Genomic DNA, 21,530 nt, shown 5'->3' with positions numbered 1-21,530 from the left:
ACTTACTAATTTCTTTAGGTTAGTGCTCTCATTAAAAATGTAAAAAATACGGGGTTTGAGTTTTTTATTGATTATGCTAATTAATCACCGTATTTATAATTAATTGTTAATGAAGTACTTAAAATTAATCAAAATAAATCAAATTAATACGACAGTTTTTGTCGTATTGGTATCCGCAAGGTTTCATTTGTCTCAAATTGCAAAGTTGTCCGAGAGTGGTTTTATCTGATTGGTTTGGCATTTAACAAAAAAAGGGTAGCCAAAGCTAACGCGTGAAAAAGGATACTGTGCATATAACACTTTACAGATGAAAACACAGATACTACGAAGTAAGTAGTCAAACTATATCATGTAAATCGAATTGAATACTTGCTAACTGTAGAAGTGGGTTTAGAATGCTTTGTATTTGCAGCAGCAGGCAGTTATAAGAATTAACCGCAACAAATGCAGCAAGGGTTCAACTTAAAACGTAAATTTGTCTATTGTGCTTAATATTAGTATTGAACAAAATATGAATACACTCTTTATCAAAAATATGGTTTGCGACCGTTGCATTATGGTGGTACAAAACGAATTGGAAAAACTTGGATTAGATGCTAAAAATATAAAGCTGGGCGAAGTTATTCTTTCCAAAGAAATAACATCTCTGGAAAAAGAGAATTTGTCCAAAACTTTAGAGCCATTAGGATTTGAAGTAATTGACGATAAAAAAGGCAGGATAATAGAAAAGATAAAGAACATTATCATTGACCTGGTACACCATCAGGATAGTGATGTAAAAACCAACCTTTCCGATGTATTGAGTGACAAATTGCATCACGATTACAATTACCTGTCCAATCTGTTTTCAGAGGTAGAGGGTACAACCATTGAAAAATACTTTATCGCCCAAAAGGTGGAGAAAGTCAAAGAATTGTTGGTGTATGATGAGTTGTCATTAAGTGAGATTGCGAACCGCCTAAATTATTCGAGCGTGGCATATTTGAGTAACCAGTTTAAAAAAGTTACCGGGCTAACACCAAGCCATTTCAAACAGATTAAAGAGGATAAAAGAAAACCGTTGGATAAAGTGTAAGTAAATCTTACAAATCAAATCCAAAATTTCACACCAGTACCCATAAATATAATAGCCAATTTTGTATTGTAAATTAAAGCAGGCAAATATGGCGACAAACAGAGAAAATATATACATTCCATTGGAGGATGTAGAAAGCGAACACTGTGCATTAATCGTTGAAAAGGGATTGGCACAGGTAAAAGGCGTAGAAACCCATAAAGTAGAGCTGAACAACCGAAGGGCAGTGATTACAGTAGATAGCAATGAAACCGTAGGCGAGGCTGTTAAGGCAATTAAAGATTTAGGTTACGGAGTTCCTACGGTTAAAAGTGCTTTTCCGGTATTGGGCATGACATGTGCATCCTGTGCGGGCAGTGCCGAAAGCATTGTGAAATACCAACCGGGAGTAGTTAATGCTTCCGTGAACTTTGCAACGGGCAATCTTACCGTGGAATATCTGCCCAATATGACCGATGCCTCCACCCTGCAAAAAGCGGTTCAGGGAGTAGGTTACGACCTATTGATTGAAGACGAAACCAAGCAGCAGGAAACGCTCGAAGGCATCCACGAAAAGAAATTCCGAACCTTGAAAAACAAGACCATTTGGGCAATTATCCTTTCCCTGCCCGTGGTAATCATAGGAATGTTCTTTATGGATATGCCCTATGCAGACCCGATAATGTGGCTCTTTTCCACGCCCGTTGTAATATGGTTGGGCAGGGATTTTTTTGTAAACGCTTGGAAGCAGGCAAAGCACCGTTCCGCCAATATGGATACGCTGGTGGCATTGAGTACAGGTATTGCCTACCTGTTCAGTGTTTTCAATATGCTGTTTGCCGACTTTTGGCATCAACGGGGACTGCATGCTCACGTATATTTTGAAGCGGCTGCCGTTATTATCGCATTCATCCTCTTGGGAAAACTGCTGGAAGAAAGAGCCAAAGGCAACACCTCTTCAGCCATTAAGAAGCTGATGGGCTTGCAGCCAAAAACGGTCATCGTGGTACAGGCGGACGGAACGGAAAAGCAGACCGCTATCGAAGACGTAAGCGCAGGCGATGTGATACTCGTAAAGCCCGGTGAAAAGATTGCGGTAGACGGCATGGTCATATCGGGCAATTCGTATGTGGACGAAAGCATGTTAAGCGGTGAGCCTGTACCTGTATTGAAAAAAGAAAAAGAAAAAGTATTTGCAGGAACGATTAACCAAAAAGGCAGCTTCCGGTTCAGGGCGGTAAAAGTGGGCAAAGAAACCATGCTTGCCCACATCATCAAAAGGGTGCAGGATGCACAGGGAAGCAAAGCACCCGTACAGAAACTGGTCGATAGGATTGCGGGCATCTTTGTTCCCACAGTGATAGGTATTGCCATCCTGACATTTACGCTATGGTTGATTTTGGGAGGCGAAAACGGGGTTGTTCAAGGTCTGTTGGCAGCCGTTACGGTATTGGTCATTGCCTGCCCCTGTGCTTTAGGCTTAGCGACACCCACCGCTATTATGGTAGGCGTTGGTAAAGGTGCTGAAAATGGCATTTTGATAAAGGATGCCGAAAGTTTGGAACTGGCCAAAAAAGTAAATGCCATCGTTTTGGACAAAACCGGAACCATCACCGAGGGAAGACCACAGGTAACGGGCATTAAATGGCTGAACAATGAGGACACTGCAAAAGAAATCCTTTTGAGCATCGAAAAGCAATCCGAGCATCCATTGGCAGAAGCCGTAGTGAAGCATCTTGGCGATGTAGCGACCACCTCTTTATCCATGTTCGACAGCATTACGGGCAAAGGCGCAAAAGCAGACCATGACAACGAAACCTATTATGTAGGCAACAAAAAGCTATTGGCAGAAAACAACATTGCCATTGCCGGAGAATTACAAGACCAGGCCGAAGAATGGGGCAAACAGTCTAAAACCGTTATCTGGTTTGCAAACAGCAAAAAGGCTCTTGCTGTAATCGCTATCGCCGATAAGATTAAGGAAACATCGGTGCAGGCTATCCGGGAAATGCAGGAAATGGGCATTGACCTGTATATGCTGACCGGAGATAATGAAGCTACCGCTAAAGCCATTGCGGAGCAGACAGGCATCAAGCATTACAAAGCCGAAGTTTTGCCACAGCATAAAGCCGACTTTGTGAAAGAACTGCAAAGTAAAGTAAAGGTAGTGGCAATGGTGGGCGATGGTATCAACGACAGCACCGCATTGGCAACAGCCGATGTAAGTATCGCAATGGGCAAAGGCAGCGACATCGCAATGGACGTAGCCAAGATGACCATCATTTCGTCCGACCTGACCAAGATACCGCAGGCAATACGCTTGTCCAAACAGACCGTAGCCACCATCAAGCAAAACCTGTTCTGGGCGTTTATCTACAACGTAATCGGCATTCCGGTAGCGGCAGGCATCCTTTACCCTGTTAACGGCTTCCTGCTCAACCCGATGATTGCGGGTGCGGCAATGGCATTGAGCAGCGTGAGCGTGGTCAGTAACAGCCTGCGGTTGAAGTGGAAGAAATAAAACAGTAAATCTCACAAATCAAACAAGAAATTACACAACAATAACTAACTGAATAGTACGGAAATTTGCATTATCAGATAACTCTAAAATTTGTAAACAATGGAAAATAAACAATTTCAATTCAAGACGAACATCAATTGCGGCGGCTGTATCGCATCTGTAAAGCCGCACTTGGACAAGGCAGAGGGCATCTGCCATTGGGAAGTGGACACGGCCAACAAGGACAAGGTACTTACCGTGAAGTCCGAGGGCATTACCGAGCAGGAAGTAATATCGACCGTGCAAAAGGCAGGCTTCAAAATAGAACCTTTGAACGCCTAAGCCAGCAACTTTTAAATGCCCTTTTTCCGACCAAATTTCCATTAGGTCAGATTGCCCAAAAAGGGCATTTTATCAATTCTAAAAAGGCTTGATTGGCTGCTGTGCATATAGCATTTTTTATTTAGGTATCAATTTTTTGCCTATATAACAAAAAAAATCGTAATAACGATATAAAAAATCAATTTTATTAGTAACTTTGTTGCGTTGAAAAATTTAAGAGTACATATAGGCCTTTTGACGTTGTTCTGTCTGGTTTTCTTTATGATGCCAAGTCAGAGTTATGCCTGCTCCAAAAATTCAACAAAAACCGAGCGGTCTTCCTGCTCAAAAGAGAAATCCAAAAAATCAGAGCATAAAAAAGGTTGCAAGGGCAAATCCTGCAAAAAATGCAAAAGCGGCAACTGCGATGGTGGTTGTTCACATAGCTCTTGCAGATGCAGTGTTTCAACGACCTCCCTATACTTACCAATCCCAATCGAATTAAAAGCTAAAAATCCATTTGCTGAAATTAAAAAGCAAAAATTCGGTTTCAAGCAAGCCCACTATTCTTCAGGCTACTCTTCCATTTGGCAACCGCCTAAAATAAGCTAAAACTATGGCCTGATAGCCATAGGTGTGCCTTGTCAAAAGCTATTTCGGCTTTTGCAAATCCCCTATTTGTACTATTTATTTAAAATTCAAGGGAAATGGGTTTGCTAATACCCCTTTTCCGAAAATGTATATTATTATGAAATCATTATCAAAAATAGTGATGGTAATCGCCGTATTACTATCATCAATAAACGGCTTCGCACAAATCAAGAATGCGAAAACAGAAACCGTAAAGATTTACGGCAATTGTGGTATATGCAAAACCACCATCGAAAAGGCAGGTAACGTAAAAAAGGTAGCCAGTGTGGACTGGAACAAAGATACCAAGATGGCTACGCTCACCTATGACGGCGACAAAACAAATCAGGATGAAATCCTGAAACGTATCGCTTTGGCTGGTTATGACAGTGAGAAGTTCCGTGCGCCAGATGACGTATATGCTAAACTGGCTGGTTGCTGCCAGTATGATAGACCAGTTAAGACGGTTGCCAAAAACAAGGAGGCGGGAATGGACATGAATGCCGGACATGGCAATCACGACCATAGTCAAATGGCAGCTAACAAAGATGCAGCCCAAAACCAATCACAGCTAAAGGCTGTATTTGACAACTACTTTTCAGTGAAAGATGCTTTGATAAAAACCGATGCGGCGACCGCATCTGCCAAAGCCGCTGAATTGGCTGCATCCCTTAAAGCAGTCGATATGAATAAGCTATCGGCAGAGGAACATACGGCTTGGATGAAAGTGATGCAGGACTTGACGGCCAATGCGGAAAGCATTTCAAAATCAAAAGATATTGCAAAACAAAGAAGTGCTTTTGCGGCACTTTCGGGAAGCATCTACACACTGGCCAAAGTGTCTAAACAGGATACTCCCGTTTATTACCAGCACTGCCCTATGTACAATGGAGGTAAGGGAGCCAATTGGCTAAGTAAAGAGAATGCTGTTAAAAACCCATATTACGGCTCACAGATGCTTACCTGCGGCAGTACGGTCGAAACCATTAAATAACAGGTCTGAAAGCTATGGTACAGTACAATGACATGGTGCAGGCGCTTAAAGACCTAAGACAGCGTGGATACAGTATGGACTTTAGTCTGTTGCCGGACTGCCTGTACTGTGCGTCAAGGAGCCTGAAACTAAAACCGGAGGATTTTACGGTTACGGAAACCCATAGGTTTGAAAGCCTCGACAGCAGTCCTGATAACAATGCCGTGATTTATGCCATATCGTCCAATGATGGTAAGAATAAAGGCGTACTTGTGGATGCCTATGGTGCTTATGCCGAAGAAATGACCCATGAGATGGCAAAAAAATTAAGTGCAACATAACTTTTAAAACCCCTTATTATGAAAAAATACACGTGTCCCATGCACCCGCAGGTGCTAAAAGACGAACCAGGCAAATGCCCGCTTTGTGGCATGGCACTGGTTCCCGTTGGCGGTAGCTCAGTTTCTCATGTACAAAAATCAGGACATGGGCATTCCGGGCATTCTCATCATAACCAAGCCAGAGATAGCTTTAACAAACATGAGGGGCATCATACAGGCGATTTTCTCGCTCGTTTTTGGATAAGCCTCGTCATTACAATCCCTATCCTGCTCCTGTCACACATGATACAGGAATGGTTGGGTTTCAGCCTTGCTTTCAATGGAGATAAATATGTGCTGCTGGCATTGGGTACAGTGATTTATAGCTATGGAGGCTTGCCGTTCCTAAAGGGAATGATTGGCGAGGTGAACGCCAAAGCCATAGGGATGATGACACTTGTTGCTATCGCTATATCCGTAGCCTATGTCTATTCCGTAGCCGTTGTATTTGGCTTGTAGGGCATGGACTTCTTTTGGGAACTGGCTACGCTTATCGACATCATGCTGTTAGGGCATTGGCTGGAAATGCGTTCCCAAATGGCTGCTTCACGGGCTTTGCAATCATTGGTTGCTTTGCTGCCTAACGATGTCACGGTGGAGCGAAACGGAGAAGCGATAAAAATAAAGCTTGAAAACCTGCAAAGCGGTGAAACGGCTATTATAAAACCGGGTGAAAAAATTCCAGCCGATGGATTGGTACTGGAGGGGCTTTCGTATATCAACGAGAGCATGCTTACCGGAGAAAGTATTCCCGTGAAAAAGGAAAAGGACGGAAAGGTCATCGCAGGCTCTATCAATGGCGATGGTGCGCTGAAGGTTAAGGTAACAGCCGTTGGAAAAGACAGCTACCTGAACAGGGTTATCAATCTTGTTCAGGAGGCACAAGCTACTAAGTCCAATACGCAAAACCTTGCGGACAAAGTTGCCAAATGGCTCACCTTTATTGCCATTGCCGTTGGCATAGGCACATTTGCCTATTGGTATGCAAGCAGTGGAGATATTGCCTTTGCGCTTGAAAGAATGGTGACGGTAATGGTAACGGCCTGCCCGCACGCATTGGGCGTGGCTATCCCGTTGGTGGTCGCCATTTCCACAACGCTATCGGCGACCAATGGTCTGCTCATCCGCAACCGCACAGCATTTGAAACCACCCGAAAACTTTCCACTGTCATTTTTGATAAGACCGGAACGCTCACCAAAGGTTCCCATGCCGTAGAAAAGGTTATACCGTTAACAGACGAATATAATGCCGATGAGATTATCCAGTATGCTGCCGCAGTACAGCAAAATTCGGAACACCATATCGCCAAAGGCATTATGGCTACATTGAAAGAAAAGAGCCTTGCCTTATGGAAGTCTGAAAACTTCAGCTATATGCAGGGCATAGGTGTTAAAGGTGTTGTGAACGGGAAAAATGTCGTAGCTGGTGGCCCGAATTATTTCACCGAAAACCACCTTTCCCTGCCTGAAATTCCAAACGAAATCAATCAAGAGGCCGAAACGGTCAACTTTGTCCTCATTGATGACCGGGTAATCGGCATCATTACTTTGGCAGACAGCATCCGTGAGGGTTCGGCACAGGCGATTGAGGAACTCACAAAAATGGGCATCAAGTCCTTTCTGCTCACCGGGGACAACGACAGGATTGCTGCTGCCGTAGCCGGAAAATTGGGTATGGACGGGTATTTGGCTAATGTGCTTCCGCACAACAAGCAGGAGAAAGTAAAGGAGTTTCAGGCAAAAGGCGAAATCGTAGCAATGACTGGTGATGGTGTAAATGATGCACCTGCACTGGCACAGGCAGATGTGGGCATTGCCGTGGGTTCCGGTACGGACGTGGCTGCCGAAACAGCGGATATCATATTGGTAGACAGCGACCCGAGGGATGTGGTCAAACTGATTGACTTCGGCAAACTTACCTACAAAAAGATGGTACAGAACCTGATATGGGCGGTTGGCTACAACGTGGTGGCAATACCGCTTGCGGCAGGCGTACTCTATCCGAATTTTGTTTTAAGTCCCGCTATGGGTGCTGTGCTGATGAGTGTAAGCACCATTGTAGTGGCTATTAACGCAAGTTTTTTAAAAATCAAAAAATAAATAAAAATGAAAAATCTAACATTATCAATCATTGCTGTTATCATGGCATTTGTAACAGTATCATGCAATCAGGCATCCAACAAAAACGAGCAGTCTTCAAGTGATACTGCTGTTGTATCACAAGAACAGTCAGCTTCCCAACCAAAAGAGGATGATACGGTAGCTGCGCCCGTTGTGAGCGAAACACCGAGCGGTCAGGAAGCAAAAGCAAAAGGAAAAGAAGAAGCAAAAAACTTTTCTATTGCGCCCATAGTTACCGATTATCTGTCCTTAAAGAACGCCCTTGTTTCGGACGATGACAAAGCTGCCGCCAGTTCAGGGAAAAAGCTGTTAGCTACCCTGAATAAAGTGGACATGAAAGCCGTTCCTGCCGATAAGCACAAAAAGTACATGGACATAGCGGACGATGCTAAAGAACACGCAGAACATATCGGGGAAAATGTCGGCAACATCCACCACCAGCGGGAACATTTGGCCTCGCTTGGCGAAGATTTGAAAGACCTGATTGATTTGTTCGGTACATCGCAAACATTGTATCAGGACCATTGCCCGATGTTCAATGACGGTAAGGGTGCTGTTTGGTTCAGCGAAAACAAGGAAATCAAAAACCCTTACTACGGTTCTAAAATGCTGACCTGCGGTAAGGTGGAAAAAACAATTAACAGCAAATAAAATTCAGGGTTATGGAAAATATGCAAAACAGTCACCATGCGGGTCATTCCTCGGAGCATGGCACGCACAATACAAAACATGCTTCGGCCATGTACAAACGCTTTGCGGTGATGGCTGTCGCAATGTTCGCAGTGATGTATTTTATCATGTACGCCATGATTGACGGGTGGCAGAACCTGATACCCAATATCAACAATTTGTACATGACCCTGCTGATGACCTCGGCAATGCTGCTTATCGAATTAGCGATAATGAAAGTAATGTACCCCAACAGGAAGATGAATTGGGCGATAGCCATCATCTCGGTTGCTGTTGGCATCTTTTCATGGTTTGGTATCAGGGAACAAATCAATGTCGGGGACAAGCAGTTTGCAAAGGGTATGATACCCCATCACGCAGCAGCCATATTGATGTCCGAAAAGGCACACCTGACCGACCCGGAACTGATAGAGCTGCAAAAAAATATACTTAAAACCCAAGCGGAAGAAATTGAACTAATGAAGCGCAAGCTAAAAGAGTTTGAAGAAAGTAAATAATAAAATTTAAAAAAACAAGTTTGGACATGAACAAAATAATAATTGGCTTTATTTCCTTATTAACCCTGCTATTCACCGCTTGCGGTCAGGCGGGGTCAAATAAGGATGAAGCGGAACAGCAGCATTCGCAGGCAACTCCGGAAAGCAACGGACATACTACCCAAATAGGTGAATTGGTTCCATCGGATGAAGTCTGCATGGTCAACGATGCCTATATCGGCAAAAAGCAGTTTGAAGTAAAATTTGATGGTAAAACCTATTACGGATGTTGCGAAATGTGTAAGGAACGTATTCCAAAAGATGCGACCGTGCGGATGGCGATAGACCCCTATTCCCATAAGCAGGTAGACAAAGCTAATGCGGTGATTGCTGTGACAGGAAATAACGGTGAAGTTTCTTATTTTGAAAACAAGGAGAATTATGCCAAGTATGTGAAAAAACAGTAGACACAAAAAGATGAAGCCACAATAAAATAATTATGACCATAAAGAAGAAAATCATATTGGGGTTGGCTGTCGTCCTGATTGCCATACAGTTCTTTCAGCCCTTACGGAACCAGGCGGTTGAAGTGCCAGCCACCCATATCGAAAGGGTGTACGCCGTACCCCAAAATGTAAAGGCTATCCTTGTTCAGTCCTGTTATGACTGCCATAGCAACAATACCCATTATCCGTGGTACAGCCGTATCCAGCCCGGCGCATGGTACATGGCAGAGCATATAAAAAAGGGGAAAGAGGAACTCAACTTTAGCGAATTTGGCGACTATTCTGTCCGCAGGCAGCGAAACAAGTTCAGGGCTATGGCCGGGCAGGTTAAGGACGGGGAAATGCCGTTGTCATCATACACACTAATTCATCGCAATGCAGTATTGTCACCGGAGGATAAGCAGGTTTTGATAGCGTGGTTTAGCACAATGGAAGACAGCATTAAATAAAATTTTTCAAATCATGAACAGATATAATAAAATACCTATAAGAATTTTGCAAACAGTGCTGATACTGCTTTGCACGCAAACGCTGTTTGCACAGAGAGTGGTGCATTACGAGCTGTATGTAAAAGATACGCTTGTCAACTATGCAGGTAAGCAAAAAAGGGCAATTGCCGTAAACGGGCAAATCCCCATGCCCACCCTTACCTTTACCGAGGGCGACACTGCCGAAATAGTGGTGCACAACCAATTGAAAGAAAGCACATCACTTCACTGGCATGGTGTGTTCCTGCCCAATAAAGAAGACGGTGTGCCCTGGCTTACACAAAAACCCATCGCACCGGGCACAACCTACACCTACCGTTTTCCGATTATCCAGCATGGTACGCACTGGTACCATTCCCACTCAGGATTGCAGGAGCAGATTGGCATGTACGGAAGTTTTATCATGAAGAAAAGAAGCGATGATAAGACATTCAGAAAAGGAATTGACGATTTGCCGACCGTTCCAATTATATTAAGTGAGTGGACAAATCTTAACCCCGATAATATCAACCGTATGCTACACAATGCAAATGATTGGGCGGCCATTAAGAAAGGCGCAACACAATCATATGTTGAAGCTATTAAGGAGGGAAAATTAGGGGTAAAGGTAAAAAACGAGTGGAAGCGGATGCTGGCGATGGATGTCAGTGACGTTTACTATGATAAAATCCTAATAAATGGTAGCCATAGCACCGATTTGAAAACAATTGATGGTAAAAAGCTAAAAGCAGGCGACAAAGTCAGATTGCGCGTTTCCAATGGAGGGGCGTCTTCATATTTCTGGCTACGGTATGCTGGAGGAAAAATTACAGTAGTAGCGAATGATGGGAATGATGTTGAGCCTGTAGAGGTGGACAGGTTAATCATTGCCGTTTCTGAAACTTACGATATTGTAGTGACTATCCCTCAAGGTGGTTTGGCTTACGAGTTCTTAGCAACAACCGAAGACAGGACACAATCTGCGAGTTACTTTATAGGTGATGGGGTCAAACAGCTTATTTCTCCACTCCCACGATTGAAGTATTTCGAGGGGATGAAGATGATGAACGATATGATGAAAATGAATGGCGATTTGAACGATATGGGCATGAAGATGAGCCTTAACCAAATGGACATGAATGTAGTGATGTATCCCGAAATTACCGGAGATGCAACAAAAAAAGCAGACCACAGTAAGCATGAGGGTATGGATATGGATAACGACGCTAACCGTTACAACGCTAATGCCTTGGGAGACATCAAAACATTAAATTATGCTATGTTGCAATCACCTTATAACACCTCTCTTCCAAATGATGCGCCCGTAAAAGAGTTGAAGTTCACACTTACTGGCAACATGAACCGCTATGTATGGAGCATGGATAATAAAATACTTTCGGAAACTGACAAAATACCTGTAAAAAAAGGAGAAATTCTACGGATTACCATTTATAATAATTCAATGATGCGGCATCCAATGCATCTTCACGGATTTGATTTCAGGGTGATAAACGGAAAAGGCGAAAAATCGCCGCTTAAAAATGTGTTGGATATCATGCCTATGGAAACAGATACCATTGAGTTTTTAGCAAATGAGGAAGGTGATTGGTTCTTTCATTGCCATATATTATATCACATGATGGCGGGAATGAACAGGGTCTTTGAAGTTGGAGACTACAATAACCCCTATCTAACCGACAAGGCAAAAGCCTATAAAGAATTGCAAAGAGAAAGTAATATGCCTCATTTTATGGCACAAAACGATTTTGCAACCAATGGTAATGATGGAGAAGCTATGCTAATGAATGCACGCTACCAATTAGGAACAGAATGGCGTTTAGGCTATAATAGTATGCACGGTTATGAAGTAGAAACCCATTTAGGTAGATACATTGGAAAGATGCAATGGTTCATGCCCTTTGTAGGTTTTGATTACCGCTACCGTAAAATGGGAGAAGATGAACACGAAAAGAACATATTTGGACAAACCAACAAGAAAGACACCCGCAGGGCGTTCAGTTTAGGGTTTATGTATACGTTACCTATGCTGGTCAATTTTCAGGCAGAAGTATATCATGATGGAATTGTGAGATTGCAGTTAATGCGTGAAGATATACCAATTTCAAAAAGACTAAGAGGTGGTTTTATGGTGAATACCGACTTAGAGTATATGGGAGAACTTAGGTATATCATTAATAAGAATATAGGTATACGTACCCACTATGATAGCGATATGGGCTTTGGTGTGGGGCTGGCATTGACTTATTAAAATTAAATAACTAAGGGTTGTAAACTGCATAACCGTAAAAAACTATCGGTAAAAAAAAGGAGGTGATGCAGGTGTAATTCGCAAAGACTAACCTGCATCATACTACAACCCTTTAAAGTATGCAACAAAAATCTATCTATCGTTCCATCATCAATACGGTAGAGGTTGAATTTTTTTAAGCAGTAATTGCATCATAAGCTAATACGAACAGTGTTAGCTTTTCTGTATTAACCAATAATATATTACATCAAAATGAAGCGAATGGATAAATTTTACAATGAAACATATCTTAAATTGGAAACTGCAATCCAGGAACTGGAGATTGAAACCGACTGCCCCATAAAAAGAATTGAAGCCGTTATACACCATATCATACAAAGCCTTGCCGACTTAAAGGACTTTGTACTGAAAAATGACTTTAAGAATATGGAAGAAGAAATCCATTTTTTCAAGTATCAGAAACCTGTTATTGTTTCAAAGCTCATCTACTACAATGCCATCTATAAAATCGAAACAAGAAGACCCTACGGGAACAAGCGTACCAAGAAATATTTTACCAAAGAACTGAAAAAGCTAAAAAGGTTCTTTGAAAACAACCTTGATTTTTACAAGTATTACCGCAGCAATAATTCTTTCGTTGACGAAAAATTCTTTGTGCGTGGCAAGCACGATATAAGGCTGTGGTTAGACACATTTTATTTTGAAGCAGACCATCGTTTTTCTACTTCACACGATTATAAGGTTGCCAAGATTATTGCCAATGACCTGATACAAGTTTATTTGGAAGACAGGCTCAATAACATCAATGTGAAAAGGGGTTCGGACAATTCATTGAAATGGACGGCAAGCAAAACAGCACTTACGGAACTCATATATGCACTGTACTCCCACGGTGTATTTAACAATGGGAATACAGATATAAAATTGATTGCTAAAGCATTTGAAGATGCCTTTAATATTGAGTTAGGTGATTTTTACCACACGTTTGCGGTGTTGTAATGCAGGACGGTTATATCTTCAATGATACCATTGCCAATAATATTGCAGTAGGAGAAGATTATGTTGATAAAAAGAAACTACGTCAGGCAGTGGAAATCGCAAACATCAAAGATTTTGTAGAAGGTTTGCCACTAAGCTACAATACTAAGATCGGGAATGAAGGTGTCGGGATTTCCGGTGGACAAAGACAAGGATTGTTTATTGCCAGGGCCGTTTATAAATCTCCACAATATATCTTCTTCGATGAGGACACTTCTGCTTGGATGCCAATAACGAAAAAGTGATTATGGAAAATCTGGAACAATTCTTCAAAGGAAAAACCGCAGTCGTTATAGCCCATCGTTTATCGACCGTAAAACACGCCGATAAAATCATTGTATTAGATAAAGGAAAAGTGGTAGAAGAAGGCAGTCATAATGAGTTAGTAGCCAGCAAAGGCGAATATTACAGACTCCTTAAAAATCAATTGGAACTTGGAAACTAAAAAAGACATATTAGATAATCTGGAACTTTGGAGTGAGAACGTTCAGGATATTTTAACGCAACCACCGCATTGGATGATCCGATGGGGAAATTCTGTTATTTTCATTATTCTCATCATGATTTTGGTAATGAGCTGGTTTATCAAATACCCGGAATTTATTCCCGCACCCATTATAGTGACCTCGCAAAACCCGCCGGAGAAAATCGAAGCAAGAATCAGTTCCAGAATTGAGAAGATCCTGATTAAAGATCATCAAAGTGTAAAGAAAAACGATGTACTGATGATTTTGCAGTCTACAGCCAATTATGATGATGTTCTGAAACTCAGAACATTAATGGATTCGATAACGCCAAGCCGATTATTTTCTTTTCCGATCAATCTGACGTCGAACTTTAGATTAGGTGAGCTTCAGAGTGATTATAATAATTTTGCCAAAGCCTTTCAGGATGAAAAACTATTTTCAAGATTACAGCCTTACTCTCCAGATAATCTTGCAGCTAGCGAAGGATTGTCTGAATACAGCGGTAGGATCGCGACTTTAAAGCAGCAGTTAAATCTTGAAAACGCCAAGTTTGACTTAAGTAAAAAAAATTTCAGTCGTTCCCAGTCTTTATTTGACCAAGGAGTCATTTCAAAAATGGAACTGGAAAATGAAAAAATAAAATACCTTCAAGCGGAACAGAATCTTAAAACAATCCATATTTCACTTTCGCAATTGCAGGAAGGGATTTCCAATCTCCAAAAAACGAAAAGCAGTGCCAATATCAATTCCGAAAAAGATAAAATCAATTATTCTTCCCAAACCTTGCAGCTTTTTGAGCAGCTGAGAAAATCTCTGAAGCAATGGGAGCAAAATTATTTGGTTATTTCTTCTACGAATGGTGTTACAAGTTTTCAGCAATTCTTCGGAGAGAATCAATTCGTGAAATCCGGCGATGCGATTCTGACAATATTGCCAACCGATAAAATGGCTGTTGTTGGCAGAATTCAGGTTCCATCCACCAACTCGGGGAAAATTATTCCGGGAGAAAAAGTTTTGATAAAGCTGGACAACTATCGTTATCAGGAATACGGAATTGTAGAAGGAAGAGTTCAGAACATTTCACTATCTCCGGATGAAAAAGGGAATTATTATGTTGATGTAATTCTTCCAAGAGGTCTTAAAACATCATACAACAAAAATCTTTCTTTCGATAAAGAGCTAAAAGGCAATGCTGAAATTGTAACTGAAGATTTACGGCTGATTGAACGTTTTTTCTATCAGATCAGAAAGCTGTTGAAGTTTCAGTCGTAAGGATATAGTTTAATAGTTGAATCTTTGGTTTATAATTTGGTATTGAAAAGTTAAGATTAGCAAATTCTATGCGTAAATTTATTTTCTAACAATTCAGTAAAAAGGTTTTGCATTACTGGACGACAATGTCAAGATAAGAAAATGCTATGCAGAGTACAGAAACTTAGTCTATATTTCCATTTTTCCCTTGTTTTTAAAAACCATTTTTAGATTAGACATATCTTCACTTACCTTCTGATCTAAAATCTTAGCGTAATGTTGAGTGGTCTTAATATTCTTATGACCAAGCATTTTGCTTACACTTTCGATGGGAACCCCGTTTGATAAAGTAATAGTGGTAGCGAATGTATGACGTGCAATATGGTATGTCAATTCTTTGTCAATCTCGCATAGATCAGCAATCTCTTTGAGATAGCAATTCATTTTTTGATTGCTAAGGATAGGAAGTAATTTACCATTATTTAGGCAGGTAGGATGATTTCGGTATTTTTTTATTATTTCTTCAGCCTGTGGGAGTAATGGAATATTAGATGCCGTTTTGGTTTTTTGCCGGTTTGTGAAAATCCATTTGTTGCCGTCCAGCCCGACCCTGATATTTTTGTGGGTCAAGTTCTGGGTATCTATATAAGCTAACCCAGTAAAACAGCTGAATAAAAATATGTACCGCACTTGAGAGAGACGCTCATTTTTAAAGTCTTTATTAAAAAGCTTTTCAATTTCCTCTTCAGTTAGAAAGGTTCTTGTGACTTCATCAAATGAAGACTTATAATTCAAGAACGGGTCTTTTGTGATCCAGCCATTAGCAATACAGTTTCTGATAATTTTTCCAAAATTCTTTTTAACATATTTAACCGCGGTATTATTGCTACAAGATTTTTCTGTTCTTAAGTAAAATTCAAAATCGTTTAGAAATGCTAGATCTATTTTTAAAATATCAATGTCTGTTGTATTATATTTCCATTTCAGAAATTGCTGGGTATGTTGCAAAGTTATGTTATAACGTTCAAGAGTTCCTTGCGCAAATTCCTGTCCTATAAGCTTCTTCATTCGATTATTATGGTCATTAAATATGGGAATTAATGTTCTTTTGCAATCATCTTTCCCAATTAGTTTATTTTTTAAAGCCTCACAAGTTGGAGTTTCTTTGTCCCTGATCATTTGATGGTAGGTGTCATAGACCTTCTGTTCAAGAGATTTCAGATAGAAGTTTATCGATCTGCTTTCTTCCGAAGAACCAGCAACTTTTTGTGATTGGGAATTCCACCTTGTAGGTAGTATATGGCGTTTCGTGGATATCTCGCAAATTTTGCCGTCAATCGTAATTCTCATATAGATTGGAGATTGACCCTCTGAATTTGTTTTGGACTTTTTCACATAGAAAAGTAAGTTGAATGTCTTGTTCATTTTGCCTTTTATTTTAGAGTTTAAAATTAATCTTGAGCCTAACCTCGTACAAGATATTCACTTTCTAAACTGGCTTGTACAAAGGATTTCTTTCAAATTCTAGTGACCTATTTGATCTAAATATATTAGGTCACTGAAGAGGTCACTAAAAGGATCGCTATTAGTGCTACTAAAATTTTTGATTGGTGCCAATAATCGGGACAGCGTAATCAAATTTTCTAGTGACCTGTTAAGGCTCATTTAAACAGGTCAACGAATAGGTCACTTTCAGATTGTTAAATTTTAACGCTTTTTGAACAGACATAAAAACAAAAAATGCCGTAAAACATATGTTTTACAGCATTTTGAACTATTTTGTTTTAATAGTTGTGGGTCCTGAGGGATTCGAACCCCCGACCCTCTGGGTGTAAACCAGATGCTCTGAACCAACTGAGCTAAGAACCCGAATTTTTTTGAAAGGTTTCGTTTCCTTTTCTGTGGGTCCTGAGGGATTCGAACCCCCGACCCTCTGGGTGTAAACCAGATGCTCTGAACCAACTGAGCTAAGAACCCTCTTTATCGTTGTTTCCTCGATTAGAGTGGTGCAAATATACGACTTATTTGGAAACCTCCAAATTTTTTTCTAAAAATTCTCCCACTACAAAGTTACTTCCGCCGATAAAAATCATTTCTTCATTTGTACAGCGTTCTTTTGCAGATAGATAGGCGTCCTGTACAGAATCGAAAATTTTATAAGAAATTTTTGCGTCAATCAATAGATCTTCATAATCTTTGGGATCTCTTCCTCTGTTAATGGAAGGTTTGGCAAAATAGAACTCAGAATTTTCAGGTAAAATTTTGGTGACTTCATCGATTTTTTTGTCATTCACGAAGCCTAAAATGATATGTTTATGCTTATCTATGGAATTTAGCTGGTCAAAAACATACTCTAACCCGGCCTGATTGTGCCCGGTATCACAAATTGTCAAAGGAGTTTTAGAGAATTCAAACCAACGGCCAATAAAATTGGTATTTTGATGAACGTGTAAAAGACCGTCTTCAACATTTTTATCAGAAATAGATAAATTTAGTTTTTTTAGTTCTTCTATTAATGCCAGAACGACTTTAATATTTTTAGCTTGATAATTGCCTTTCAGATCTGAAGTAAGTTCAGTTTTTAATAAAGTGGCATCAATAAATGGTGCTTTTTCCTGATCTGCCTTGTTTTTAATGATATTTTTTACCGAATTATTTTCGTCTCCCGAAATAATAGGGATGTCCTTTTTAATAATTCCTGCTTTTTCTGCTGCAATTTCTTCAATGGTATCACCTAGAATGTTTTGGTGATCGAGCTGAACATTAGTAATGGCGGCAACCAGTGGCTTAATAATATTTGTTGAGTCCAGTCTTCCGCCTAATCCGACTTCGATAATCGCAAAGTCAACTTTCTGCTGATAGAAATATTCAAAAGCCATAACCGTAGTAAATTCAAAAAAAGAAGGTTTAATATCTTTGGGAAGATTTTTTAGCTTTTGAATAAAATCAAAGACAAAATTTTTATCACAGTTTTTACCGTTTACCTTGATACGTTCTGTAAAATCGATCAGGTGCGGAGAATTGTAAAGTCCGGTTTTATAACCAGCTTCCTGAAGCACAGAAGCGAGCATATTGCTTGAAGAACCTTTTCCGTTGGTTCCTCCGATATGAATACATTTTATTTTTTCTTGAGGATTTCCAAAGAAATCGCAAAGTCTGGTTATATTTTGTAGGCCAGGTTTATATGCTTTTTGACCATCGATTTGATAATTAGGAGCTTGCACGAAAAGCCAGTTTACGGCTTCTTGGTATTGTTCGTTTGTCATGATACAAAATTCTCAAAAGTTTTTTAAAAAGGGACATTAATTTTTTTTAATTGTAACTTTTTTTACATATTCGCGTCTAATGTCATAAAAGCTGAATTAATTATGAAAAAAATTTTGGTAATCATTTTAGGATTAAGTTGTTTGGGACTAAAGTCTCAGAAAAAGTGGTCACTGAGAGAGTGTGTAAACTATGCAGTAGAACATAATCTTCAGGTTATCCAAAATCAATATAACAAGCAGAATCAGGAATATAACCTTAAATCAGCCAGAAAAGAATATTTGCCTAGCGTATCTGGAAATATGTCAAATGGGGTGAGTTTTGGACAGGGATCTTTAGGAGCGGGTAGTTTCAGAAATGACAGGTTTAATAACAACGTAGGAGTAGGTGCTGATATCGTAGTGTATAATAATGGGAGACTCGAAAAAAATATAAGAAAAATTCAGTTTGATGTAGAAGCCAGTCAATATGACATAGAAGCTATCAGAAATGATATTTCTCTTCAGATTGCCCAACAATATCTGACCGCTCTTTTGAATAAAGAAATTGTTAAAATTTCTCAAAGTGCGCTGGATAATGCTAAAAAACAATACGAGAGAGCAAAAATAACCACACAGGTAGGAACGACTGCTCAAACGGTTTTAGCTGAAGCGGAAGCTGCCTATGCCAGAGAAAAACAAAACCTTAAAAAAGCTGAAATAGATGTTGGGAGAGCTTTATTTGCAATAGCTCAGCTTTTGCAGCTGCCTAATTATAAAGATTTTGATGTGGAAGATGTTAATATCCCAGAAAATTTAGACCTTCAGTTGACGACAGCAGATCAGGTGTTGGCTACGGCGTATGAAACACGCCCTGAGATAAAAGCCGCAGAAAGCAGAATCAAATCTGCTGAAGCACAAACTGAAGTAACCAAAACGGCATTTTGGCCTACTTTAACAGCTAGTGCGGGTCTTAATACTTTCTATAACAGGCAGTTTGATCCTATGCCAGGCGTTGTACAGGGAAATTTTTTTGAACAATATAAAGATCAGTTCGGGCAAAATGTAGGATTATCACTCAATGTTCCCATCTTTAATAAAGGAAAAACGAAGCTACAGGTTGAGCAATCCAAACTTAATGAAAGTATTGCTAAAAATAATCTGGATCAGCAGAAGCAGTCTGTAAGACAAAGCGTTCAGAAGGCACAGTTTGATGCAGATTCAAACTATGAGACCTATTTAGCTGCAGTGGAAGCAGAGAAAAGCTCAAAATTATCCATGGATTTTGCTGAAAAAAGCTATGCTGCCGGAAGAACGACTATTTTTGATCTGAATGTTGCCAGAAATAACTATGCGAATGCACAAGGTTCTGTTGCTCAGGCAAAATATAATTATTTATTCAGCTTAAAATTATTGAACTTCTATGCCGGAATTCCACTAAGTTTGTAGAATGTCTATTGAAACATTAGAAAAATATTTACCTCAAAATACACGGACTTATTTAAAGAAATGGTTCTCAGATTATTATATTCATATAAAGATAACAAGAGAGCGGAATTCAAAATTGGGAGATTATAGGAAGCTACATGATAACTCCCATGAAATTACAATAAATTCAACATTATCCCCACAGCTTTTTTTCTTCGTGCTTACTCATGAGTTGGCACATCTTGTTGCTTTTGAAAAGTTTGGAAGGAGGATATCTCCTCATGGAAATGAGTGGAAAACCACTTTTAGAGAAATGCTTTTGGAGAGTATTGAAGTATATGAAGATGCGCTGAAACCCATTATTATCAAGTTTTCAAAATCTCCCAAAGCCAATTTTATGGCAAGTCCGGATTTAGTTAAGTTTTTTCATGCAGGAGAAGCAGATGATAATTTTTGCTATATTGAAGAAATAGAGAAAGGAGGTTTTTTTGTTTATCAAAATCAAAAATATCTGCAGGAAGGACTTATTAAAAAAAACTATCTTTGTAAGAATTTGGCTACCGGAAGAAAGTATTCTTTCAGACCTTTAGCCAGAGTAGAAAAATGTATGTGAACATGTTACAGTCAGATAAATATTGTGTGATAATGGCGGGAGGAATCGGAAGCAGATTTTGGCCCTTAAGTACACAAAAATTCCCGAAACAGTTTCAGGATATTTTAGGAACGGGAAGAACAATGATTCAGCAGACGTATGACAGGATCAGTAAAATAATCCCTGCTGAAAATATATTTGTCATTACGAATAAAGAATATGTAGGGGTATCTCATCAGCAATTACCGGAAATTCCGGAAGAAAATATTGTGGGAGAACCATTGATGAAAAATACAGCGGCCTGTAATCTTTATATGGCTAACAAAATCGCTGAAAAGAATCCTAATGCGACCATGGTAGTTTTACCAGCCGATCATTTGATTCTTAAAGAAGATGTTTTTTTACAGAAATTAGAGCTTGCTTTTGAGTTGGCATCTGAAAATGAGTATCTGGTAACATTGGGAATCACTCCTACGAGACCTGATACAGGATACGGTTATATACAGTTCGTAGAAAAGAGAAATGCAGATTATTTCAAGGTAAAAACATTTACTGAAAAGCCTATTCTGGAAATTGCGCAGAGCTTTTTAGAGAGCGGAGATTTCCTTTGGAATGCAGGAATTTTTATCTGGAATGTTAAAAGTATTCACCATGCTTTTGAAATGTATCTTCCAGATATGACACAACATTTCATGGCGTGTGATTATAATGCAGGTAATGAACAGAGCTGTATAGAGCTTATTTATCCAAAGGTTCAGAAAATTTCAATCGATAACGGAATTCTCGAAAAAGCGAAGAATGTATATGTAATTCCCGCAGATTTGGGATGGAGTGATCTGGGAACATGGACCTCGGTGTATGAAAACACAGAGAAAGATAAAAATAGAAACTCTGTTAATCAAAAGCATCTTTTAACGTATAATGCAGAAGGCAATATTATTCATGCCAAAAGCAATAAGATGGTTGTGATAGACGGATTGAAAGATTATATCGTTGTAGATACTGATAAAGTGCTGCTAATTTGCCCAAGAGAGCATGATCAGCTAATAAAAGATTACGTTTTAGATCTTAAAAACTTCAAAAAAGGGGAACGTTTTATGTAATTAAGATGGCATACTTTGTGTC

At 39.8% G+C, this 21,530-nt stretch carries 18 protein-coding genes, 2 tRNA genes and 2 pseudogenes; 18 read left to right on the top strand and 4 right to left on the bottom strand.

Annotation, left to right across the window (positions count from 1 at the left end; genetic code table 11):
* Positions 1 to 511: 511 nt before the first annotated feature.
* From MKS83_RS14105 to MKS83_RS14030, 15 genes and pseudogenes are all read left to right on the top strand, one after another.
* Positions 512 to 1,075 carry a helix-turn-helix domain-containing protein gene (locus tag MKS83_RS14105; RefSeq protein WP_078797529.1) on the top strand — a complete coding sequence of 188 codons (564 nt, stop codon included), beginning with the start codon at positions 512 to 514 and terminating at the stop codon, positions 1,073 to 1,075.
* Positions 1,076 to 1,163: 88 nt separating this feature from the next.
* Complete coding sequence (locus MKS83_RS14100; RefSeq protein ID WP_240580212.1) at positions 1,164 to 3,575, top strand: heavy metal translocating P-type ATPase; 2,412 nt, start codon at positions 1,164 to 1,166, stop codon at positions 3,573 to 3,575.
* Positions 3,576 to 3,674: 99 nt separating this feature from the next.
* Positions 3,675 to 3,896 (top strand): heavy-metal-associated domain-containing protein, encoded by a 222-nt coding sequence (locus tag MKS83_RS14095; protein ID WP_024566625.1) that lies wholly within the window; start codon positions 3,675 to 3,677, stop codon positions 3,894 to 3,896.
* Positions 3,897 to 4,176: 280 nt separating this feature from the next.
* Complete coding sequence (locus MKS83_RS14090; protein ID WP_098972709.1) at positions 4,177 to 4,380, top strand: hypothetical protein; 204 nt, start codon at positions 4,177 to 4,179, stop codon at positions 4,378 to 4,380.
* A 243-nt stretch (positions 4,381 to 4,623) separates the two neighbouring features.
* The gene (locus tag MKS83_RS14085; RefSeq protein WP_240580211.1) at positions 4,624 to 5,499 is read left to right on the top strand and encodes a DUF3347 domain-containing protein; all 876 of its coding nucleotides are present in this window, start codon (positions 4,624 to 4,626) and stop codon (positions 5,497 to 5,499) included.
* Positions 5,500 to 5,573: 74 nt separating this feature from the next.
* Entirely contained in the window at positions 5,574 to 5,819 is a 246-nt protein-coding gene (locus MKS83_RS14080; protein ID WP_228451958.1) for a phosphoribosylpyrophosphate synthetase, read from the top strand.
* A 39-nt stretch (positions 5,820 to 5,858) separates the two neighbouring features.
* Positions 5,859 to 7,958: pseudogene (locus MKS83_RS14070) on the top strand (heavy metal translocating P-type ATPase).
* Positions 7,959 to 7,964: 6 nt separating this feature from the next.
* Positions 7,965 to 8,630, top strand: coding sequence for a DUF3347 domain-containing protein (locus MKS83_RS14065; RefSeq protein WP_098972712.1), 666 nt, complete (start codon positions 7,965 to 7,967; stop codon positions 8,628 to 8,630).
* A gap of 11 nt (positions 8,631 to 8,641) precedes the next feature.
* The gene (locus MKS83_RS14060) at positions 8,642 to 9,166 is read left to right on the top strand and encodes a DUF305 domain-containing protein (protein ID WP_002993268.1); all 525 of its coding nucleotides are present in this window, start codon (positions 8,642 to 8,644) and stop codon (positions 9,164 to 9,166) included.
* A gap of 26 nt (positions 9,167 to 9,192) precedes the next feature.
* The gene (locus tag MKS83_RS14055; protein WP_070566707.1) at positions 9,193 to 9,612 is read left to right on the top strand and encodes a hypothetical protein; all 420 of its coding nucleotides are present in this window, start codon (positions 9,193 to 9,195) and stop codon (positions 9,610 to 9,612) included.
* A 32-nt stretch (positions 9,613 to 9,644) separates the two neighbouring features.
* Positions 9,645 to 10,100, top strand: coding sequence for a heme-binding domain-containing protein (locus MKS83_RS14050; protein WP_070566710.1), 456 nt, complete (start codon positions 9,645 to 9,647; stop codon positions 10,098 to 10,100).
* Between the two features lie 13 nt (positions 10,101 to 10,113).
* Positions 10,114 to 12,387, top strand: coding sequence for a multicopper oxidase family protein (locus MKS83_RS14045; RefSeq protein ID WP_240580208.1), 2,274 nt, complete (start codon positions 10,114 to 10,116; stop codon positions 12,385 to 12,387).
* 261 nt (positions 12,388 to 12,648) lie between these two features.
* Complete coding sequence (locus MKS83_RS14040; RefSeq protein ID WP_227533201.1) at positions 12,649 to 13,386, top strand: RteC domain-containing protein; 738 nt, start codon at positions 12,649 to 12,651, stop codon at positions 13,384 to 13,386.
* Positions 13,374 to 13,870, top strand: a pseudogene (locus tag MKS83_RS14035) (ATP-binding cassette domain-containing protein); the annotation flags it as partial. The gene MKS83_RS14040 and the pseudogene MKS83_RS14035, both read left to right, overlap by 13 nt.
* Positions 13,860 to 15,164, top strand: a complete 1,305-nt coding sequence (locus MKS83_RS14030) for an HlyD family secretion protein (RefSeq protein WP_240580207.1) — start codon at positions 13,860 to 13,862, stop codon at positions 15,162 to 15,164. The pseudogene MKS83_RS14035 and the gene MKS83_RS14030, both read left to right, overlap by 11 nt.
* Before the next feature lie 168 nt (positions 15,165 to 15,332).
* Here the strand turns inward: MKS83_RS14030 and MKS83_RS14025 are convergent, their stop codons facing one another.
* From MKS83_RS14025 to MKS83_RS14010, 4 genes are all read right to left on the bottom strand, one after another.
* Entirely contained in the window at positions 15,333 to 16,568 is a 1,236-nt protein-coding gene (locus tag MKS83_RS14025; protein WP_078797519.1) for a site-specific integrase, read from the bottom strand.
* A gap of 369 nt (positions 16,569 to 16,937) precedes the next feature.
* Positions 16,938 to 17,012: transfer RNA gene (locus MKS83_RS14020), tRNA-Val, on the bottom strand.
* 33 nt (positions 17,013 to 17,045) lie between these two features.
* Positions 17,046 to 17,120 (bottom strand) — tRNA-Val (locus MKS83_RS14015).
* Positions 17,121 to 17,164: 44 nt separating this feature from the next.
* A complete protein-coding gene (locus MKS83_RS14010; protein ID WP_240580206.1) occupies positions 17,165 to 18,409 on the bottom strand; it encodes a bifunctional folylpolyglutamate synthase/dihydrofolate synthase in 1,245 nt (414 codons plus the stop codon).
* A 102-nt stretch (positions 18,410 to 18,511) separates the two neighbouring features.
* Here MKS83_RS14010 and MKS83_RS14005 point away from each other — a divergent pair, with 102 nt between their 5' ends.
* From MKS83_RS14005 to MKS83_RS13995, 3 genes are read left to right on the top strand one after another with little or no spacing between them, the layout of a single operon-like run.
* Positions 18,512 to 19,834 (top strand): TolC family protein, encoded by a 1,323-nt coding sequence (locus MKS83_RS14005; RefSeq protein ID WP_240580205.1) that lies wholly within the window; start codon positions 18,512 to 18,514, stop codon positions 19,832 to 19,834.
* Position 19,835: 1 nt separating this feature from the next.
* Positions 19,836 to 20,426: a SprT-like domain-containing protein gene (locus MKS83_RS14000; RefSeq protein ID WP_240580204.1), complete on the top strand. Its 591-nt coding sequence runs from the start codon at positions 19,836 to 19,838 to the stop codon at positions 20,424 to 20,426.
* Positions 20,427 to 20,428: 2 nt separating this feature from the next.
* Positions 20,429 to 21,508, top strand: a complete 1,080-nt coding sequence (locus MKS83_RS13995; RefSeq protein ID WP_240580203.1) for a mannose-1-phosphate guanylyltransferase — start codon at positions 20,429 to 20,431, stop codon at positions 21,506 to 21,508.
* Positions 21,509 to 21,530: the final 22 nt, after the last annotated feature.

The sequence above is a fragment of the Chryseobacterium sp. Y16C genome (assembly GCF_022488405.1).
Taxonomy (GTDB): domain Bacteria; phylum Bacteroidota; class Bacteroidia; order Flavobacteriales; family Weeksellaceae; genus Chryseobacterium; species Chryseobacterium geocarposphaerae.
The sequence above is the reverse complement of the archived record's forward strand: the minus strand, read 5'-3'. Positions and strand labels throughout refer to the sequence as shown.

Bases quoted from the DNA above. Each gene is read 5' to 3' on its own strand.
- MKS83_RS14105 (WP_078797529.1), top strand. From the start codon at position 512: ATGAATACACTCTTTATCAAAAATATGGTTTGCGACCGTTGCATTATG.
- MKS83_RS14100 (WP_240580212.1), top strand. From the start codon at position 1,164: ATGGCGACAAACAGAGAAAATATATACATTCCATTGGAGGATGTAGAA.
- MKS83_RS14095 (WP_024566625.1), top strand. From the start codon at position 3,675: ATGGAAAATAAACAATTTCAATTCAAGACGAACATCAATTGCGGCGGC.
- MKS83_RS14090 (WP_098972709.1), top strand. From the start codon at position 4,177: ATGCCTGCTCCAAAAATTCAACAAAAACCGAGCGGTCTTCCTGCTCAA.
- MKS83_RS14085 (WP_240580211.1), top strand. From the start codon at position 4,624: ATGAAATCATTATCAAAAATAGTGATGGTAATCGCCGTATTACTATCA.
- MKS83_RS14080 (WP_228451958.1), top strand. From the start codon at position 5,574: ATGGACTTTAGTCTGTTGCCGGACTGCCTGTACTGTGCGTCAAGGAGC.
- MKS83_RS14065 (WP_098972712.1), top strand. From the start codon at position 7,965: ATGAAAAATCTAACATTATCAATCATTGCTGTTATCATGGCATTTGTA.
- MKS83_RS14060 (WP_002993268.1), top strand. From the start codon at position 8,642: ATGGAAAATATGCAAAACAGTCACCATGCGGGTCATTCCTCGGAGCAT.
- MKS83_RS14055 (WP_070566707.1), top strand. From the start codon at position 9,193: ATGAACAAAATAATAATTGGCTTTATTTCCTTATTAACCCTGCTATTC.
- MKS83_RS14050 (WP_070566710.1), top strand. From the start codon at position 9,645: ATGACCATAAAGAAGAAAATCATATTGGGGTTGGCTGTCGTCCTGATT.
- MKS83_RS14045 (WP_240580208.1), top strand. From the start codon at position 10,114: ATGAACAGATATAATAAAATACCTATAAGAATTTTGCAAACAGTGCTG.
- MKS83_RS14040 (WP_227533201.1), top strand. From the start codon at position 12,649: ATGGATAAATTTTACAATGAAACATATCTTAAATTGGAAACTGCAATC.
- MKS83_RS14025 (WP_078797519.1), bottom strand. From the start codon at position 16,568: ATGAACAAGACATTCAACTTACTTTTCTATGTGAAAAAGTCCAAAACA.
- MKS83_RS14010 (WP_240580206.1), bottom strand. From the start codon at position 18,409: ATGACAAACGAACAATACCAAGAAGCCGTAAACTGGCTTTTCGTGCAA.
- MKS83_RS14005 (WP_240580205.1), top strand. From the start codon at position 18,512: ATGAAAAAAATTTTGGTAATCATTTTAGGATTAAGTTGTTTGGGACTA.
- MKS83_RS14000 (WP_240580204.1), top strand. From the start codon at position 19,836: ATGTCTATTGAAACATTAGAAAAATATTTACCTCAAAATACACGGACT.
- MKS83_RS13995 (WP_240580203.1), top strand. From the start codon at position 20,429: ATGTTACAGTCAGATAAATATTGTGTGATAATGGCGGGAGGAATCGGA.